This window comes from Microbacterium proteolyticum (genome assembly GCF_029639405.1).
Classification (GTDB): Bacteria; Actinomycetota; Actinomycetes; order Actinomycetales; family Microbacteriaceae; genus Microbacterium.
The window spans coordinates 1,884,864-1,900,065 of record NZ_CP121274.1 but is presented as its reverse complement, the minus strand read 5'-3'; the positions used below and the strand labels follow the sequence as shown (position 1 = coordinate 1,900,065).

Sequence of the window (15,202 nt, the reverse complement as noted above, 5' to 3'; positions counted from 1 at the left end):
GCGGGGGCGCGGGAGCCGGTGTCAGACCCGGCTCACTCCCATTCGATCGTCCCCGGCGGCTTCGACGTCACATCGAGCACGACGCGGTTGACTTCCCGCACCTCGTTGGTGATGCGGTTCGAGATCTTCGACAGCACGTCGTAGGGCAGACGCGTCCAGTCGGCGGTCATCGCGTCCTCGCTGGAGACGGGGCGCAGCACGATCGGGTGACCGTAGGTGCGGCCGTCGCCCTGCACACCCACCGAGCGCACGTCGGCCAGCAGCACGACGGGGCACTGCCAGATCTCGGCATCCAGGCCGGCCTTCGTCAGCTCGGCGCGGGCGATGGCGTCGGCCTCACGCAGGATCTCGAGGCGGTCAGCGGTGACCTCGCCCACGATGCGGATGCCAAGACCGGGCCCCGGAAAGGGCTGCCGGCCGACGATCGCCTCGGGGAGGCCGAGCTCGCGACCGATCGCGCGGACCTCGTCCTTGAAGAGGGTGCGCAGCGGCTCGACGAGCTCGAACTGCAGGTCTTCGGGGAGGCCGCCGACGTTGTGGTGCGACTTGATGTTCGCGGTTCCCGCGCCGCCGCCGGACTCGACGACGTCGGGGTACAGCGTGCCCTGCACGAGGAAGCGGATCGGCTCGCCGTCGGCCTTCGCCTCGGCGACGAGGTCGGCCTGCACCTTCTCGAACGCGCGGATGAACTCGCGGCCGATGATCTTGCGCTTCTCTTCGGGGTCGCTGACGCCGGCGAGGGCGTTGAGGAACGTCTCGCGCGCGTCGACGGTGATGAGCCGCACGCCGGTGGAGGCGACGTAGTCGTTCTCGACCTGCTCGCGCTCGCCCTTGCGGAGGAGCCCGTGGTCGACGAACACGGCGACGAGCTGGTCGCCGACAGCTTCGTGCACGAGGGCGGTCGAGACGGCGGAGTCGACGCCGCCCGACAGCGCGGACAGCACACGGCCGGTGCCGACCTGCTCGCGGATGCGGGCGACCTGCTCGGCGATCACGTTGCCGCTGTTCCAGTCCGCCGGGAGCCCGGCCGCCTTGTGCAGGAAGTTCTCGATGACGCGCTGACCGTGGTCGGTGTGCTTCACCTCGGGGTGCCACTGCACGCCGTACATGCGGCGGGCGTCGTTGGCGAAGGCCGCGACGGGCGTGTGCGCGGTGCGCGCGAGGACCTCGAACCCCTCGGGGGCGCGCGAGACCTGATCGCCGTGGCTCATCCAGACGTTCTGCTCGGCGGGCTGTCCCTCGAGGAGCGTGCCTTCGGTGACGACCGTGGCATCCGTCGCGCCGTACTCGCGGAGACCGGTGTTCGCGACCTCGCCGCCCAGGGCCTGGGCCATCACCTGGAATCCGTAGCAGATGCCGAGCGTCGGCACATCGAGGTCGAACACGCCACCGTCGAGCCGCGGGGCACCCTCTTCGTACACCGACGAGGGGCCGCCGGAGAGGATGATGCCCACGGGGTTCTTCGCGGCGATCTCATCGGCCGTCGCGGTGTGCGGGACGATCTCGCTGTAGACACCGGCTTCGCGGACGCGGCGGGCGATCAGCTGCGCGTACTGGGCGCCGAAGTCGACGACGAGGACGGGACGCTGCGACGTTTCGGTCTGTTCGGTCACCGGGGTCCTTCCGGGGCGGGGACGGGAGCGGATGCCTCGGCGGCTTCGCGCTCGGCGAGGTAGGCGCGCACGCTGCGAGCGGTGCGCACCTCGAGGATGAAGGAGAGGAAGGGCACGACGCCGCCGAGCGCAAGGAACACGAAACGGCGGAACGGCCAGCGCATGAGACTCCACACGCGGAAGCAGGAGAAGAGGTACACGACGTAGAACCAGCCGTGGATCACGAGGATCGCGAGCGAGATGTTCACACCGTCGCCGGTCGAGAGGATCTCGCAGCCGCTGCCACCCGGCACGAACAGGGAGAACCACTGGCATCCGGGACCCGGGATGGCATCGGCGAACCACAGGAAGCCACCGGATCCGCCCAGGAAGAGTTCCTTGTGGATGGGCGTGTACTTCACGATCATCTCGGCGACCAGCAGGAGCAGGCCGGTACCGGTGATGATCGAGCAGATCTGGTAGAACTTCAGGGCTCCGCGGATCGCCGGGAACGAGGCGAGCTTGGGGGCGCGGGGCATGGATGCCAGTCTAGTCGCGGGATTCCGCGGAGCCCGCCGCGAGGGCCTCGGACTGTTCGTCCTCGAGATCTTCCACTTCCTTCTCCCACGCGTCGCGGGCCAGGCGGTACCAGAGGTACAGCGCGAAGCCGGCGAAGATGGCCCACTCCACGGCGTAGAAGATGTTCAGCCAGTTCACGCTGGAGCGCTCATCGGGAGCGGGCGAGTCGATGGCATCCAGGGGTCCGATCGCGGACTGCGACGCGAGATAGGGACGGTAGACGGCGACCCCGTCGACGTCGTGCCAGCGCCCCAGCAGCACGGCCGGAGACATCCGCGTCATGGTCTGCGGGTCGACCCCCGCCGGCGGGCGGCCCGGACCCTCGTCCGAGATGAGACGCCCGGTCACCGTGACGATGGCGTCGGGATCGGACTCGACCTGAGCCTGGAGGGCGTCGACGGCGTTCCGCGCGGAGGCCGCATCACTCGCCCAACCCACGGCGACCGCGACCGAGGTGGGCGTCGCCACCCCGTCGAGTCGCAGCTGACCGGTGACCCAGTACCCCTCGACACCGTCGTTGTACCGGGACGAGACGACGAGGAAGTCGTCGGAAATCCAGCGACCACTGGCCTCGACCCGCTGCCCGACGAGCGGCTCGGGCAGATAGGCGCCCGGCTGCGCGACGTCGGCGAGCGGTCGCACGATCTCTGTCTGTCCGGGCTCGGCGGGAGCCGTGTCGATCGCGCGGCCGAGCTGCCACTGCCCGAGCCACGCCAGGAGGCCGGCGACGACGAGCGAGAACGCCAGGAGCGCCAGCCAGCGCGGGCGCAGCATGACCTCGCGCAGGGTCGGCGGGAAGACCTGGCGGGGCTCCTGCTCGAGCGCGGTGGGAGAGGTCACGCGGTCTCCGGCATCAGTGTCCGTAGGGCGCGACGACGACCTCGACGCGCTGGAACTCCTTGAGGTCGGAGTACCCGGTCGTGGCCATCGACTTCCTGAGCGCTCCGATGAGGTTGGCGGTGCCGTCGGCCACGGGGGCCGGGCCGTACAGGATCTGCTCGAGCGGACCCACGCGGTCGACCGCGACGCGGTGGCCGCGCGGCAGCTTGGGGTGGTGCGCCTCGGGACCCCAGTGGAAACCGCGCCCCGGGGCGTCGGTGGCCCGCGCGAGCGCGACGCCCAGCATGACCGCGTCCGCACCCATGGCGAGCGCCTTGACGATGTCGCCCGAGGTTCCGACGCCGCCGTCGGCGATGACGTGCACGTAGCGGCCGCCCGACTCGTCGAGGTAATCGCGGCGGGCACCGGCGACATCGGCGACCGCGGTGGCCATCGGAGCGTGGAGGCCGAGGGTCACGCGGGTCGTGGAGGCGGCGCCGCCGCCGAAGCCGACCAGCACGCCCGCGGCGCCCGTGCGCATGAGGTGCAGGGCAGCGGTGTAGGTGGCGGCCCCGCCGACGATCACCGGAACGTCGAGGTCGTAGATGAACTTCTTGAGGTTCAGCGGCTCGGCCACGCTCGAGACGTGCTCGGCGGAGACGGTCGTCCCTCGGATGACGAAGAGGTCGACGCCCGCGGCGACGACGGTCTCGTACAGGTCGTGGGTGCGCTGGGGCGTCAACGCTCCGGCGACGGTGACCCCGGCGGCGCGGACCTCGGCGAGACGGTCGCGCACGAGCTCGGGCTTGATGGGCTCGGAGTAGAGCTCCTGCATGCGGCGGGTGGCTTCGGAGTCGGGGAGCCCCGCGATCTCGGCCAGCAGCGGCTCGGGGTCGTCGTAGCGCGTCCACAAGCCCTCGAGGTCGAGGACGCCGAGACCGCCGAGGCGGCCGAGCTCGATCGCGGTGCGGGGACTCACGACGGAGTCCATCGGGGCACCGAGCACCGGGATCTCGAACGGGAACGCGTCGATGGTCCACGCCGTCGACACGTCTTCCGGGTTGCGCGTGCGGCGCGACGGCACGACGGCGATGTCGTCGAAGGTGTAGGCGCGGCGGGCACGCTTGGCGCGGCCGAGGTCGATCTCCATGGTCACTCCCCCAGCCTACCCGCCCGCATTTTGCCGGTCCGCGTCCTCACCAGGGTTCGTCCGCCCGGGGCGCCATCGAGAGCACACGCACCTTGTCGGTCGGGAAGCAGGCATCGAAGAGCTCGTGCACCCGCGGGTCGGTGTCGTAGTCGTCGGCGAGGCGCAGGCCGAACATCGAGTTGATCATCATGCCCTGGGCCAGGAACGCCTGCGCGGAGGCGACGTCGAATCCGACGCCGCGCAAGAACTCCCACACGCGCGCGAAGCCGTCACGGGCACGCGGCCCGATGACCGGGTGGGCGCCCAGCAGGAACGCGTGCGACAGGGTCTGATGCAGACCCCGCACCTGCAGGAGGCCGATGTAGGCGTGACCGACGCGTTCCGGCAGCTCACCCGGGGTCGCACCCTCGGCGGCCACGGCGAAGGCGCTCAGCAGGCGACTCATCGCATCATCGAGTGCAGCGACGAAGAGGTTCTCCTTCGTACCGAACAGACGCACGACGTACGGCTGGGAGATGCCCGCCGCGCGGGCCACGTCGTCGGTCGTGGTGCCCACGTATCCCTTGGCGCCGAACACGGCGAGCGCGGCGGCCAGGATCTGCTCCCGCCGCTCCTCCGAGCTCATTCGGCGCGCGGGCGCGGAGTCTGTCGGTGACGGCATGTTGACAGGTTATCAGTCGATTACTACAGTGACCTCAGATTTGTTATCAGTCGATTACAACAAGGAGCTCTCGTGAACACTCCCCCTCGATCGCGCCCGTTCGTCTGGGTCGTGATCGCCGCGTCCCTGCCGATGTTCATGGCCACCCTCGACAACCTCGTCATGACCAACGCCCTCCCCGTCCTCCACAGCGAGCTCGGCGCGAGCATCGAGGAGCTGCAGTGGTTCGTCAACGCGTACACGCTCGCCTTCGCGAGCCTCATCCTCATCGCCTCCGCCCTCGGTGATCGCTTCGGACGGCGCACGGCGTTCGTCGTCGGCATCGTCGCCTTCGGGGTCGGGTCCGTGCTCGCGGCGCTGAGCGTCGACCCCGCTCAGCTGATCGCGGCACGGGCGGTCCAGGGACTCGGTGCGGCAGGCGTCATGCCGCTGTCCCTCGCCCTCCTCAGCGGCGCCGTCGCCCCGGAGCGTCGACCTCTCGCCATCGGCATCTGGGGAGGCATCTCCGGTCTCGGAGTCGCGGTCGGACCGCTCGTGGGCGGCGCGGTCATGGAGGGGTGGAACTGGCAGGCGATTTTCTGGCTCAACGTGCCCGTCGCCGTCCTGGCGATCCCGCTCGCCCTGTGGGCTCTCCCCAACGCGTTCGGCGACCGCGCGCGCATCGATGTCGTCGGAGCCGTCCTGGCCGGAAGCGGCGTCCTGGCCCTGGTGCACGCGATCGTCCGCGGCAACGACGACGGGTGGGGCTCGGCATCCGTCGTGGTCGAACTCGTGCTCGGCTCGCTCCTGGTGATCGCGTTCGTGGGCTGGCAGCTGCGGACCCGATCGCCCCTCGTGCCCCTGCGGCTGTTCCGCGACCGGTCCTTCTCGGTCACGAACGTGGTCGGCTTCGCCTTCAGCTTCGGGACGTTCGGAGCGGTGTTCCTCCTCATCCAGTTCCTGCAGGTGGTGCAGGGGTCGACCCCGTTCGAAGCGGCGCTGCAGACGACCCCCTGGACCCTCGCTCCGATGGTCGTCGCGCCGCTCGCCGGCATCTTCGCCCCGCGGGTCGGAACGCGTCCGCTCATGATCGCGGGGCTCCTGCTGCAGGCCATCGCCCTCGGTTGGATCGCGCTCACCATGTCGGCCGAGGTCGAGTACGCCACGCTCGTGCCGCCGTTCATCTTCGCGGGAGTGGGCATGGGACTCGTCTTCGCCCCGTCGGCGACGGCGTTGCTCGCCACACTCGACGTCGTCGACCACGCGAAGGCGTCCGGCGTCAACTCCACCGTGCGCGAGATCGGGCTGGCGCTCGGGACCGCCGTCATGACGGCCATCTTCGTCGGCGCCGGCGGGCAGCTGGTGCCGGATCTCTACGTGGATGCCGCCCGCCCCGCGATCTTTGTCGGCTCGGCGGTGCTGCTCGTCGCCGCCGGCCTGGCCCTGCTCCTGCCCGCCGGCCGGTCGCCGCGCGCGGTGGTCGACCCGCAGGCGGCACCCGCGGAACCGTCGCTGGCCCGCTGACGCCGAACCGCGCGCGGTCCCCTCAGTCCGTCCCGCTCGACGCCCCCGGTTCCGCCGGGGGCGTCGAGCGCGGGGCGGCAGGATCGGTCGGCGCGTCCGCCCCGCGCAGCCTCCGGGTCAGCGGCCCGTCCAGGAAGAACAGCAGGAACCCGGCGGACCCGACCAGAGGACTCACCGCGACCGCGAGCCCGCTGAGGATCACGGCGCTGAGCGCCGCACGTCCGAGGCGCTTCGCATCGTCGCGCGAGAGGTCGGGGATCGCGCCCGAGCGCAGCGCCCACGTCCACTGGAACCAGCCCACGAGGATCGCCAGGAAGAAGTTCACCGGCAGCAGCACACGGCCGAGCAGGAACTGGGAGTAGTCGGTGTCCAACGACGTCGTGAACGGGACCAGCACGATCAGCAGCAGCCGGAGGTTGTTGATCCACATGCCGGCGTTGTCGATCCGGACGATCCACTCGAACTGTCGCACGTGCGTCATCCACATGATGCAGAGCACCAGGAAGCTGATGACGAACGAGAAGACCGGATGCAGCAGGAGGGCCAGGGCGCCGGCGAGGTCGGCATCCGAGGCCACGTCGCCGAGCGACTGCGACGTGAGGTCCAGAACGAGCAGCGTCGCCGCGATCGCGAAGACGCCGTCCGTGTACGCCTCGGTGCGTCGGGCCGAGACGGTGACCGAGGGATGCCTCTCGCGTCGGATCATGCGCACAGCGTAGCCGCGCGCCCGCAACGCCGAAGGGCCGGGCGATCGCTCGCCCGGCCCTTCGGAATCCCGATCACTTCTTGTAGTTCGGAGCCTCGACGACGATCTGCACGTCGTGCGGGTGCGACTCCTTGAGTCCCGCCGAGGTGATGCGGACGAACTTGCCCTTGGTCTTCAGCTCCTCGACCGTGCGGGCACCGACGTAGAACATCGACTGCCGGAGGCCGCCGATGAGCTGGTACGCCACCGCGGCGACGGGTCCGCGGTACGGGACCTGACCCTCGATGCCCTCGGGGATCAGCTTGTCGTCGCTGGGCACGTCGGCCTGGAAGTACCGGTCCTTCGAGTACGAGGTCTTCTTGCCCCGGGTCTGCAGCGCACCCAGCGACCCCATGCCGCGGTACTGCTTGAACTGCTTGCCGCCCTGGAACACGATCTCGCCCGGAGACTCGTCCGTGCCGGCGAGCAGCGAACCGAGCATCACGGTGTCGGCACCGGCGACGAGCGCCTTGGCGATGTCGCCCGAGTACTGCAGGCCACCGTCGGCGATCACCGGCACACCCGCCGGGATCGCGGCCTGCGCGGCCTCGTAGATGGCGGTGACCTGCGGCACGCCGACACCCGCGACGACACGCGTGGTGCAGATCGAGCCCGGACCGACGCCGACCTTCACGGCGTCCACGCCGGCGTCGATGAGAGCCTGGGCGCCCTCGCGCGTAGCGACGTTGCCGCCGATGACGTCGACGTGCGCGAACGACTCGTCCGCCTTCAGTCGACGGACGATGTCGATGACACCGGCCGACTGCCCGTTGGCGGTGTCGACGACGAGCACATCGACACCGGCGTCGCGCAGGGCCTCGGCGCGCTGCCACGCGTCGCCGAAGAAGCCGATCGCCGCGCCGACGCGCAGGCGACCCTGCTCGTCCTTGGTCGCGAGGGGGTACTTCTCGCTCTTGTCGAAGTCCTTGATGGTGATGAGGCCCGCGAGCTTGCCGTCGTCGTCGACGAGCGGCAGCTTCTCGACGCGGTGCTTGGCGAAGGTGGCGATGACGTCGTTCGCGTGGATGCCGACGGGGCCGGTGATGAGGCCCTCCTTCGTCATCACGTCCTTGACCAGGGTCGTCTGGCGCTCGAAGCCCGAGACGAATCGCATGTCGCGGTTGGTGATGATGCCGACCAGGACGCCGTCCGGGTCGATGACCGGCAGACCCGAGATGCGGTACTGCGCGCACATCGCGTCGACCTCGGCCACGGTGGCATCCGGGGTCGTGGTGATCGGGTTCGAGACCATGCCGGACTCGCTGCGCTTGACCTGGTCGACGATCGCCGCCTGGTCCTCGATCGAGAGGTTGCGGTGCACGATGCCGATGCCGCCCTGGCGCGCGATCGCGATCGCCATGCGGGCCTCGGTCACGGTGTCCATCGCGGACGACAGCAGCGGGGTCGCGACGGTGATGCGACGGGTGAGCCGCGACGACGTGTCTGCCTCGCTCGGGATGACGTCCGTGTGCCCCGGCAGGAGCAGGACGTCGTCATACGTCAGTCCGATGAAACCGAAGGGGTCGTGCTGCTCCATGGATCCTCCTGCGCGCGCGGCGCCTGTTCGAAAAAGGACGACGTCGGCCGGTGCGCGCCTAGCGCTCCGCCATGAATTCTAAGCGCCGCGAGGGGCGGAATCATTCCCGAGTCGCCGCTCGCGCGGGCGGCTTCGCCACGACACGGTTCGCTAACGGCGACGAGCCGAAACACGAACGACACATTACGCTCGTAGCGTCGATCGTCGAAGCTGACGAAACGACATCGTCAGCGCTGCCGAACTGGAGACTCCGTGGGTCATTCCTCCCCCACCGCGACACGATCGCGCACCCTTGCCCGCCCAGCCCTCCTCATCGTGTCGCTTCTGGCGAGCGCGGTCGCGGCCCTGAGTCTGTTCCTGGCCGCACCGGCTCACGCGCAGACCACACCGGCTCCCACCCCGGCGTCGACGCCCGGTGCGGTCGACGTCGCGACCCAGTACACGATCGGCGGCATCATCCGCAGCGGAGACGAACCCGTCGAAGGGGTCGAGATCGCGGTCGAGGGCTCCGGCTTCTCAGAAGTCGGCACCACGGGTGCCGACGGCCGCTGGTCGGTCGCCGTCCCGGGCCCGGGCCAGTACACCGCGAAGCTCAACGTCGATTCGCTGCCCGACGGCGTCGCCCCGCGCGACCCCGAGAACATCACGCGCGACGTGACCGTCGGCACCACCAACACCGTGAACGTCCTCTTCCCCACCGGCGAGGGCACCGCGGCGACGGGGTCGATCTGGGAGACCCTCTTCTCGCGCTTCATCTACGGCCTGAACTTCGGGCTGCTGCTCGCCCTCGCCGCGATCGGCATCTCGCTCATCTTCGGCACGACCGGTGTGAACAACTTCGCGCACGGCGAGATGCTGACCTTCGGCGCGATCATCTTCTACGTGTTCACCTCGCTCGGCTGGAACCTCCTCCTGGCCGTGCTGCTCACGGTGGCGCTGTCCGCCGCCCTTGGCTGGACACAGGATGCCGTGCTGTTCAAACCTCTCCGCAAACGCGGGGTCGGGTTGGTCCAGGTACTCATCGTGACCATCGGCCTCTCGATCGTCCTGCGCTACCTGTACCTCTACTTCTTCGACGGCGGCACCCGGAACATCGACACCGGCATCACCGACAACGTCACGATCGGTCCGGTGACGATCACGCTCACGTCGCTGATCAGCATGGGCGTGAGTGTGGTCATGCTCGCCGCGGTCGCCTACTTCCTGACCCGCACCCGCATCGGCAAGGCGACCCGCGCGGTCAGCGACAACGCCTCGCTCGCGGCGGCATCCGGAATCAACGTCGACCGCGTCATCCGCATCGTCTGGGTCCTCGCGGGCGCACTCACCGGCCTCTCGGGCGTGCTCTACGGCCTGTACCGCGGTGTCACGTGGGACATGGGCTTCGCGATCCTCCTGCTGCTGTTCGCGGCGGTGACCCTCGGTGGTCTGGGCAGTGCCTTCGGCGCCCTCGTCGGCTCGCTCATCATCGGCATCATCACGGAAATGTCCACCATCGTCATCCCGCCGGACCTCCGGTACGCGGTGGCGTTGATCGTCCTCATCGGCGTGCTGCTGTTCCGGCCGCAAGGTGTGCTCGGTCGTAAAGAGCGGATCGGCTGAGGAAGAACGACATGGACTGGCTCTCAATCTTCAACAACGCCGCCGGCGAGCTCATCAGCCCGACGACGGCCGCCTACGCCCTCGCCGCGATCGGCCTCAGCGTCCACTTCGGCTACGCAGGTCTGCTGAACTTCGGTCAGGCCGGCTTCATGGCCGTCGGCGCCTACGCCTTCGCCATCGCCACGCTGTCGTTCTCGGCCCCCGTGTGGCTGGCGATCCTCGTCGCGATCGTCGCATCGGTGCTGTTCGCCTTCATCCTCGGCATCCCCACCCTGCGTCTGCGCGCCGACTACCTTGCCATCGTGACCATCGCGGCGGCAGAGATCGTCCGGTACGTGGTCTCGACGGTCGGGCTCACCGACATCACCGGCGGTTCGCAGGGCCTCAACGGGTACAACCGCGAATTCCAGAACATGAACCCGCTCCCCGGCGGCACCTACGGCATCGGGCCGTGGACCTACTCCGCCAACGACTGGTGGGTGCGCCTGTTCGGCTGGGGGCTCGTGATCCTCGCCACTCTCCTGGTGTGGCTCCTGATGCGCAGCCCGTGGGGCCGCGTCGTCAAGGGCATCCGCGAAGACGAGGATGCCGTGCGCAGCCTCGGCAAGAACGTCTACTCCTACAAGATGCAGGCGCTCGTGCTCGGCGGCGTGATGGGCGGTCTCGCCGGTGTGGTGTTCATCCTCCCGCGCGCTGTCCAGCCCGGTAACTACGGAACCGCGCTGACGTTCTTCATCTGGACCGCGCTGCTGCTCGGCGGCGCCGCGACCCTCCTCGGCCCCATCGTGGGCGCCGCGCTCTTCTGGGTGCTGCTGTCGCTGTCCAACGGCATCATCGTGGGGCTCCGCGATGTCGGCATCCTCGGCTTCATGAGCTCGACCCAGACCGGGCAGGTGCGCTTCATCATCGTCGGGATCGGGCTGATGCTCCTGGTCATCTTCCGGCCACAGGGCATCTTCGGCAACAAGAAGGAGCTGTCGTTCAATGTCTGACACGACCGTCACCCACCCCCTGGTGAAGGGCGAGGTCGGCCCCGGCTGCGAGAAGGTCGACCCGATCGTCGTCGCCGACGGAGTCACGCGGCAGTTCGGCGGGCTCAAGGCCGTCGACGTCGAGCACCTCGAGATCCCCCGCGGGCAGATCACGGCCCTCATCGGCCCGAACGGCGCCGGCAAGACCACGCTGTTCAACCTGCTCACCGGGTTCGACAAGCCCAACACCGGCCGCTGGAGCTTCGAGGGGTCCAACCTCGCCGGGGTGCCCGCATTCAAGGTGTCGCGCAAGGGCATGGTCCGCACGTTCCAGCTGACCAAGTCGCTCGGCCGCCTCTCCGTGCTGCAGAACATGCTTCTGGGAGCACGCGGGCAGAAGGGCGAGAACATCTTCCGGGCCATGATCCCCGGGATCTGGAGCTCGCAGGAGAAGTCGAACACCGAGCGCGCCGACGACCTGCTGCGCCGGTTCAAGCTGGACGCCAAGCGCGAGGACTTCGCCGCGTCGCTCTCCGGCGGCCAGCGCAAGCTCCTCGAGATGGCGCGCGCGCTCATGAGCGACCCGACGCTTGTCATGCTCGACGAGCCGATGGCCGGCGTGAACCCGGCTCTCACGCAGAGCCTGCTCGGCCACATCCTCGACCTGAAGAAGGAAGGCATGACGGTGCTCTTCGTCGAGCACGACATGCACATGGTCCGCCACATCTCGGACTGGGTCGTCGTCATGGCCGAGGGCCGCGTGGTCGCCGAGGGCCCGCCCGAGACGGTGATGAGCGACCAGGCGGTCATCGACGCCTACCTCGGCGCGCACCACGACACCGACCTGGGCGACATGACCACGTCGCAGATGGAGACCATCCAGGCCGAGGCCGCCGCCGAAGCCGAAGCCGACCTCGTCGCCGACGAGAAGGACGGGAAGCTCTGATGACCGACACCGCAACCGCAACCCGCACCGCGGTGCTGCGTACCGACGACCTCGTCGCCGGCTACCTGCCCGGTGTGAACATCCTCAACGGGTGCACCGTTGATGCCTACCAGGGCGACCTGATCGGCATCATCGGCCCGAACGGCGCCGGCAAGTCGACCCTGCTGAAGGCCATCTTCGGCCAGGTCAAGATCCGCGGCGGTGCCGTCCTGCTCAACGGCGAGGACATCACCGCGCTCAAGGCCGACAAGCTCGTCGGCAAGGGCGTCGGCATGGTCCCGCAGAACAACAACGTGTTCCCGAGCCTGTCGATCGAGGAGAACCTGCAGATGGGGCTCTTCCAGCGCCCCAAGGTCTTCGCCGAGCGCTTCGAGTTCGTCACGGGCCTGTTCCCCGAGCTCGCCAAGCGCCGCCGTCAGCGCGCCGGCTCGCTCTCGGGCGGTGAGCGGCAGATGGTCGCCATGGGTCGCGCGCTCATGATGGACCCGTCGGTGCTGCTCCTCGACGAGCCCTCGGCCGGCCTCTCCCCCGTTCGCCAGGACGAGACGTTCCTCCGGGTCGCGGAGATCAACCGCGCCGGCGTGACGATCATCATGGTCGAGCAGAACGCCCGCCGCTGCCTGCAGATCTGCCACCGGGCGTACGTGCTCGACCAGGGCAAGGACGCGTACACGGGCACCGGGCGCGAGCTGCTCACCGACCCCCGCGTCATCGAGCTCTACCTCGGCACGCTGGCCGCCGACGAGGACGCCAAGCGCGACGCACGGGAGACCGAAGCCTGATCCGCGCGCGTCCCGTGGGGGCGACGCTCACTCTGGTGGGCGTCGCCCTCGCGGGATGCTCCGCGGCTCCTCCGCCCGGCATCCCGACCGGCCTGACGGTCGCGGTCATCCAGCAACGCGGCGACATCGCGCCGGGACGGGTGCAGCTCCGGGTCGACAACGGTTCGGATGAGACGGTGACGATCGCAGCCGCGACACTGGCGGCGCCGGCGCTGGCTTCCCCCGCCGCGTGGGATGCCCGCCGCACGGAGACGCTCGCGCCCGGCCGCATCCTGGACCTTCCGGTGACCCTCCCCGCCCTGCGCTGCGGGTCGGGCGATGGGGCGGCCCGCGTGACCCTCGAGACGACGATCGGCGGCATCTCGGGGACGTCCGAAGTCGACGCCGACGATCCGCTCGGCATCCTCGCCCGCCTGAGCGCGACACAGTGCGACCGCGACGATCTCGCGGCCGTGGCGAAGGTCGCGGCCACGGCCGCGTCGTCGCGCGGGGACGGGACGGCCGACCTGACGATCTCGATCACGCCGACGGACGGAGACGGCGCGCCGATCGAGCTCGAGGCGCTCCGGGGCACCCCGCTGCTGCATTTCGCCGAGGGGGAGGAAGCGGTGCTCGACACGACCGTCTCCCCCGGCGACGCCCCCTCGACGCTGACGGTGGCCGTGACGCCGCGCCGGTGCGACCCGCACGCGATCGCGGAAGACAAGGTCGGAACGCTCTTCGACCTCGTCGCCCGTGTCGACGGCCGCGAGGTGGTGGTCTCGCTGCCACGCCCGCAGGCGGTGGCCGACGACCTGCTCGCCTTCACCGCCGCCGCCTGCGGCCTGACGCCCGCCTCCTGACGCGTGCGCGTGCCGCGTGAGGGGTCATTTCTGTCGCCTGAGAGCATTCGAAGCGACAGATATTGACCCCTCACGCGCGGGACACAGGCAGAAGGGCCCGGATGCCGTGGCATCCGGGCCCTTCCCGATCAGATCAGATCACTCGTTGAGCGAACCGAACTCCGTGTTCAGCAGGGTGTACTTGTTGTCGGCACCGTACTGGTAGATGCCGATGTACGCCTCGGTCGGGTCACCGTTCGCGTCGAACGTGATCGGGCCCGAGACACCGTCGTAGTCGATGTCCTTGCCGTCGTTGATCAGCGTCAGGCAGTCCGCGAACGTCGTGCACTTCTCGCCACCCTCGGTGACCGACTGCAGGTTGTCACGGATCGCCGTCCCCGAGTCGTCCTTGGCCTGCGCCGCAGCCAGGGCCGCGACGATGACCGCGTCGTACGACTCCGGCGCGTAGCTGAAGTCGGTGAGCGCCGGGTCGACCTCGAGGAGACGGCTCTGGAAGGCGGTGTCGGCCGGGTTGCCGGGCAGCGTGCCCTTGGCGCCCTGGAGCGTGCCGGGCTGGAACTCGTACGAGTTGGACAGGTTGCCGTCGACGAAGTAGACCTTCGACCCCGGGAAGCCCTGCGTGTTCACCAGCTGCGGGATGATCGAGGAGGTCTCCTCGAACGCGATGACCGCGATGGCGTCGGGCTTGGCGGCCAGGAGCTGGTCGACCTGCGACGTGAAGACCGTGTCGCCCGGGTTGTAGGGAACCGCGACCGAGACCTCGCCGCCGGCAGCCTCGATGGCCTTGGTGGCGTTGTCCTTCAGGCCGGTGCCGTACGGGTCGTTGATGTAGATGATGCCGACGTTGGCGGCACCGTCACCGGTCATGAGGTTACCGAGCACGCGACCCTGGAGGACGTCCGAGGGGGCGGTGCGCCAGTAGTACCCGTCGTCGGCGTACGTCGTGAAGTCGGGCGACGTGTTGGCCGGCGAGATCTGGACGATGCCCGCGTTGACCAGCTGGTCGACGAACGTGAACGACACACCCGAGGACGCGGCACCGATAACGACGTCGGCTCCGGCGCTGACGAGCTCCGTCGCCGACTGCGTGGCGATGTCGGTCGTCGTGTCACCCGAGTCGCGCTCGGTGAGCGTGGTCTTGAACGGGAACGCGTCGCCCGTGGCCTCGATGTCCTTGATCGCGAGCTTCACGCCGGCGACCTCGGGCGGGCCGAGGAAGGCGAGGTTACCGGTGGCGGGCAGGATCGTGCCGACGCTGAACGTGCCGTCGGCCGTGGACACGGCGCCTCCGCTGGACGATGCGCTGGGGGCGGCGGCGTCGCCGCCACCGGCGCAACCGGCGAGGACGAGCGCGCTGGCACCGACCAGAGCGAGACCGCCCAGGACCTTGCCGGCACGCGAACGCGTGAAGACGCTCATAGTGCTCCTTGCTGTGGATGAACGTTGGACGGCACAGGGGTGCCGTCTGGTGTC

General features: G+C 69.3%; 14 protein-coding genes. 6 read left to right on the top strand and 8 right to left on the bottom strand.

Annotated features, from left to right (window positions below; all coding sequences use genetic code 11):
- Positions 1 to 32: 32 nt before the first annotated feature.
- The 5 genes from guaA to P8R59_RS09645 all read right to left on the bottom strand — a co-directional run bounded on the left by guaA (position 33) and on the right by P8R59_RS09645 (position 4,801).
- The gene (guaA, locus tag P8R59_RS09665) at positions 33 to 1,613 is read right to left on the bottom strand and encodes a glutamine-hydrolyzing GMP synthase (protein WP_278103755.1); all 1,581 of its coding nucleotides are present in this window, start codon (positions 1,611 to 1,613) and stop codon (positions 33 to 35) included.
- Positions 1,610 to 2,131 carry a DUF3817 domain-containing protein gene (locus P8R59_RS09660; RefSeq protein ID WP_160897493.1) on the bottom strand — a complete coding sequence of 174 codons (522 nt, stop codon included), beginning with the start codon at positions 2,129 to 2,131 and terminating at the stop codon, positions 1,610 to 1,612. The genes guaA and P8R59_RS09660 overlap by 4 nt, the downstream gene beginning before the upstream one ends.
- A 10-nt stretch (positions 2,132 to 2,141) precedes the next feature.
- Positions 2,142 to 2,945 (bottom strand): SURF1 family protein, encoded by an 804-nt coding sequence (locus P8R59_RS09655; RefSeq protein WP_431606889.1) that lies wholly within the window; start codon positions 2,943 to 2,945, stop codon positions 2,142 to 2,144.
- Positions 2,946 to 3,024: 79 nt separating this feature from the next.
- Positions 3,025 to 4,140: a GuaB3 family IMP dehydrogenase-related protein gene (locus tag P8R59_RS09650; protein WP_278103806.1), complete on the bottom strand. Its 1,116-nt coding sequence runs from the start codon at positions 4,138 to 4,140 to the stop codon at positions 3,025 to 3,027.
- A gap of 46 nt (positions 4,141 to 4,186) precedes the next feature.
- Positions 4,187 to 4,801, bottom strand: a complete 615-nt coding sequence (locus P8R59_RS09645; protein ID WP_278103753.1) for a TetR/AcrR family transcriptional regulator — start codon at positions 4,799 to 4,801, stop codon at positions 4,187 to 4,189.
- Between the two features lie 72 nt (positions 4,802 to 4,873).
- Here P8R59_RS09645 and P8R59_RS09640 point away from each other — a divergent pair, with 72 nt between their 5' ends.
- Positions 4,874 to 6,304, top strand: coding sequence for a DHA2 family efflux MFS transporter permease subunit (locus P8R59_RS09640; RefSeq protein WP_278103752.1), 1,431 nt, complete (start codon positions 4,874 to 4,876; stop codon positions 6,302 to 6,304).
- Positions 6,305 to 6,326: 22 nt separating this feature from the next.
- Here the strand turns inward: P8R59_RS09640 and P8R59_RS09635 are convergent, their stop codons facing one another.
- Together P8R59_RS09635 and guaB are read right to left on the bottom strand one after the other, a co-directional pair.
- Positions 6,327 to 7,010, bottom strand: a complete 684-nt coding sequence (locus tag P8R59_RS09635; RefSeq protein ID WP_278103751.1) for a TMEM175 family protein — start codon at positions 7,008 to 7,010, stop codon at positions 6,327 to 6,329.
- A gap of 73 nt (positions 7,011 to 7,083) precedes the next feature.
- Entirely contained in the window at positions 7,084 to 8,586 is a 1,503-nt protein-coding gene (guaB, locus tag P8R59_RS09630) for an IMP dehydrogenase (RefSeq protein WP_077050589.1), read from the bottom strand.
- A 252-nt stretch (positions 8,587 to 8,838) separates the two neighbouring features.
- Between guaB and P8R59_RS09625 the strand changes: the two genes are divergently transcribed.
- Genes P8R59_RS09625 through P8R59_RS09605 form a run of 5 tightly spaced genes read left to right on the top strand, consistent with a single transcriptional unit; the run spans position 8,839 to position 13,729 of the window.
- Positions 8,839 to 10,188 (top strand): ABC transporter permease subunit, encoded by a 1,350-nt coding sequence (locus P8R59_RS09625; RefSeq protein ID WP_278103750.1) that lies wholly within the window; start codon positions 8,839 to 8,841, stop codon positions 10,186 to 10,188.
- 11 nt (positions 10,189 to 10,199) lie between these two features.
- Positions 10,200 to 11,180 carry a branched-chain amino acid ABC transporter permease gene (locus P8R59_RS09620; protein WP_278103749.1) on the top strand — a complete coding sequence of 327 codons (981 nt, stop codon included), beginning with the start codon at positions 10,200 to 10,202 and terminating at the stop codon, positions 11,178 to 11,180.
- Positions 11,173 to 12,105: an ABC transporter ATP-binding protein gene (locus P8R59_RS09615; RefSeq protein WP_077050592.1), complete on the top strand. Its 933-nt coding sequence runs from the start codon at positions 11,173 to 11,175 to the stop codon at positions 12,103 to 12,105. The genes P8R59_RS09620 and P8R59_RS09615 overlap by 8 nt, the downstream gene beginning before the upstream one ends.
- The gene (locus tag P8R59_RS09610; RefSeq protein WP_278103748.1) at positions 12,105 to 12,887 is read left to right on the top strand and encodes an ABC transporter ATP-binding protein; all 783 of its coding nucleotides are present in this window, start codon (positions 12,105 to 12,107) and stop codon (positions 12,885 to 12,887) included. The genes P8R59_RS09615 and P8R59_RS09610 overlap by 1 nt, the downstream gene beginning before the upstream one ends.
- A gap of 35 nt (positions 12,888 to 12,922) precedes the next feature.
- Positions 12,923 to 13,729 (top strand): hypothetical protein, encoded by an 807-nt coding sequence (locus P8R59_RS09605; RefSeq protein WP_278103747.1) that lies wholly within the window; start codon positions 12,923 to 12,925, stop codon positions 13,727 to 13,729.
- Positions 13,730 to 13,867: 138 nt separating this feature from the next.
- Here the strand turns inward: P8R59_RS09605 and P8R59_RS09600 are convergent, their stop codons facing one another.
- A complete protein-coding gene (locus P8R59_RS09600; protein WP_278103746.1) occupies positions 13,868 to 15,148 on the bottom strand; it encodes an ABC transporter substrate-binding protein in 1,281 nt (426 codons plus the stop codon).
- Between the last annotated feature and the right edge of the window lie 54 nt (positions 15,149 to 15,202).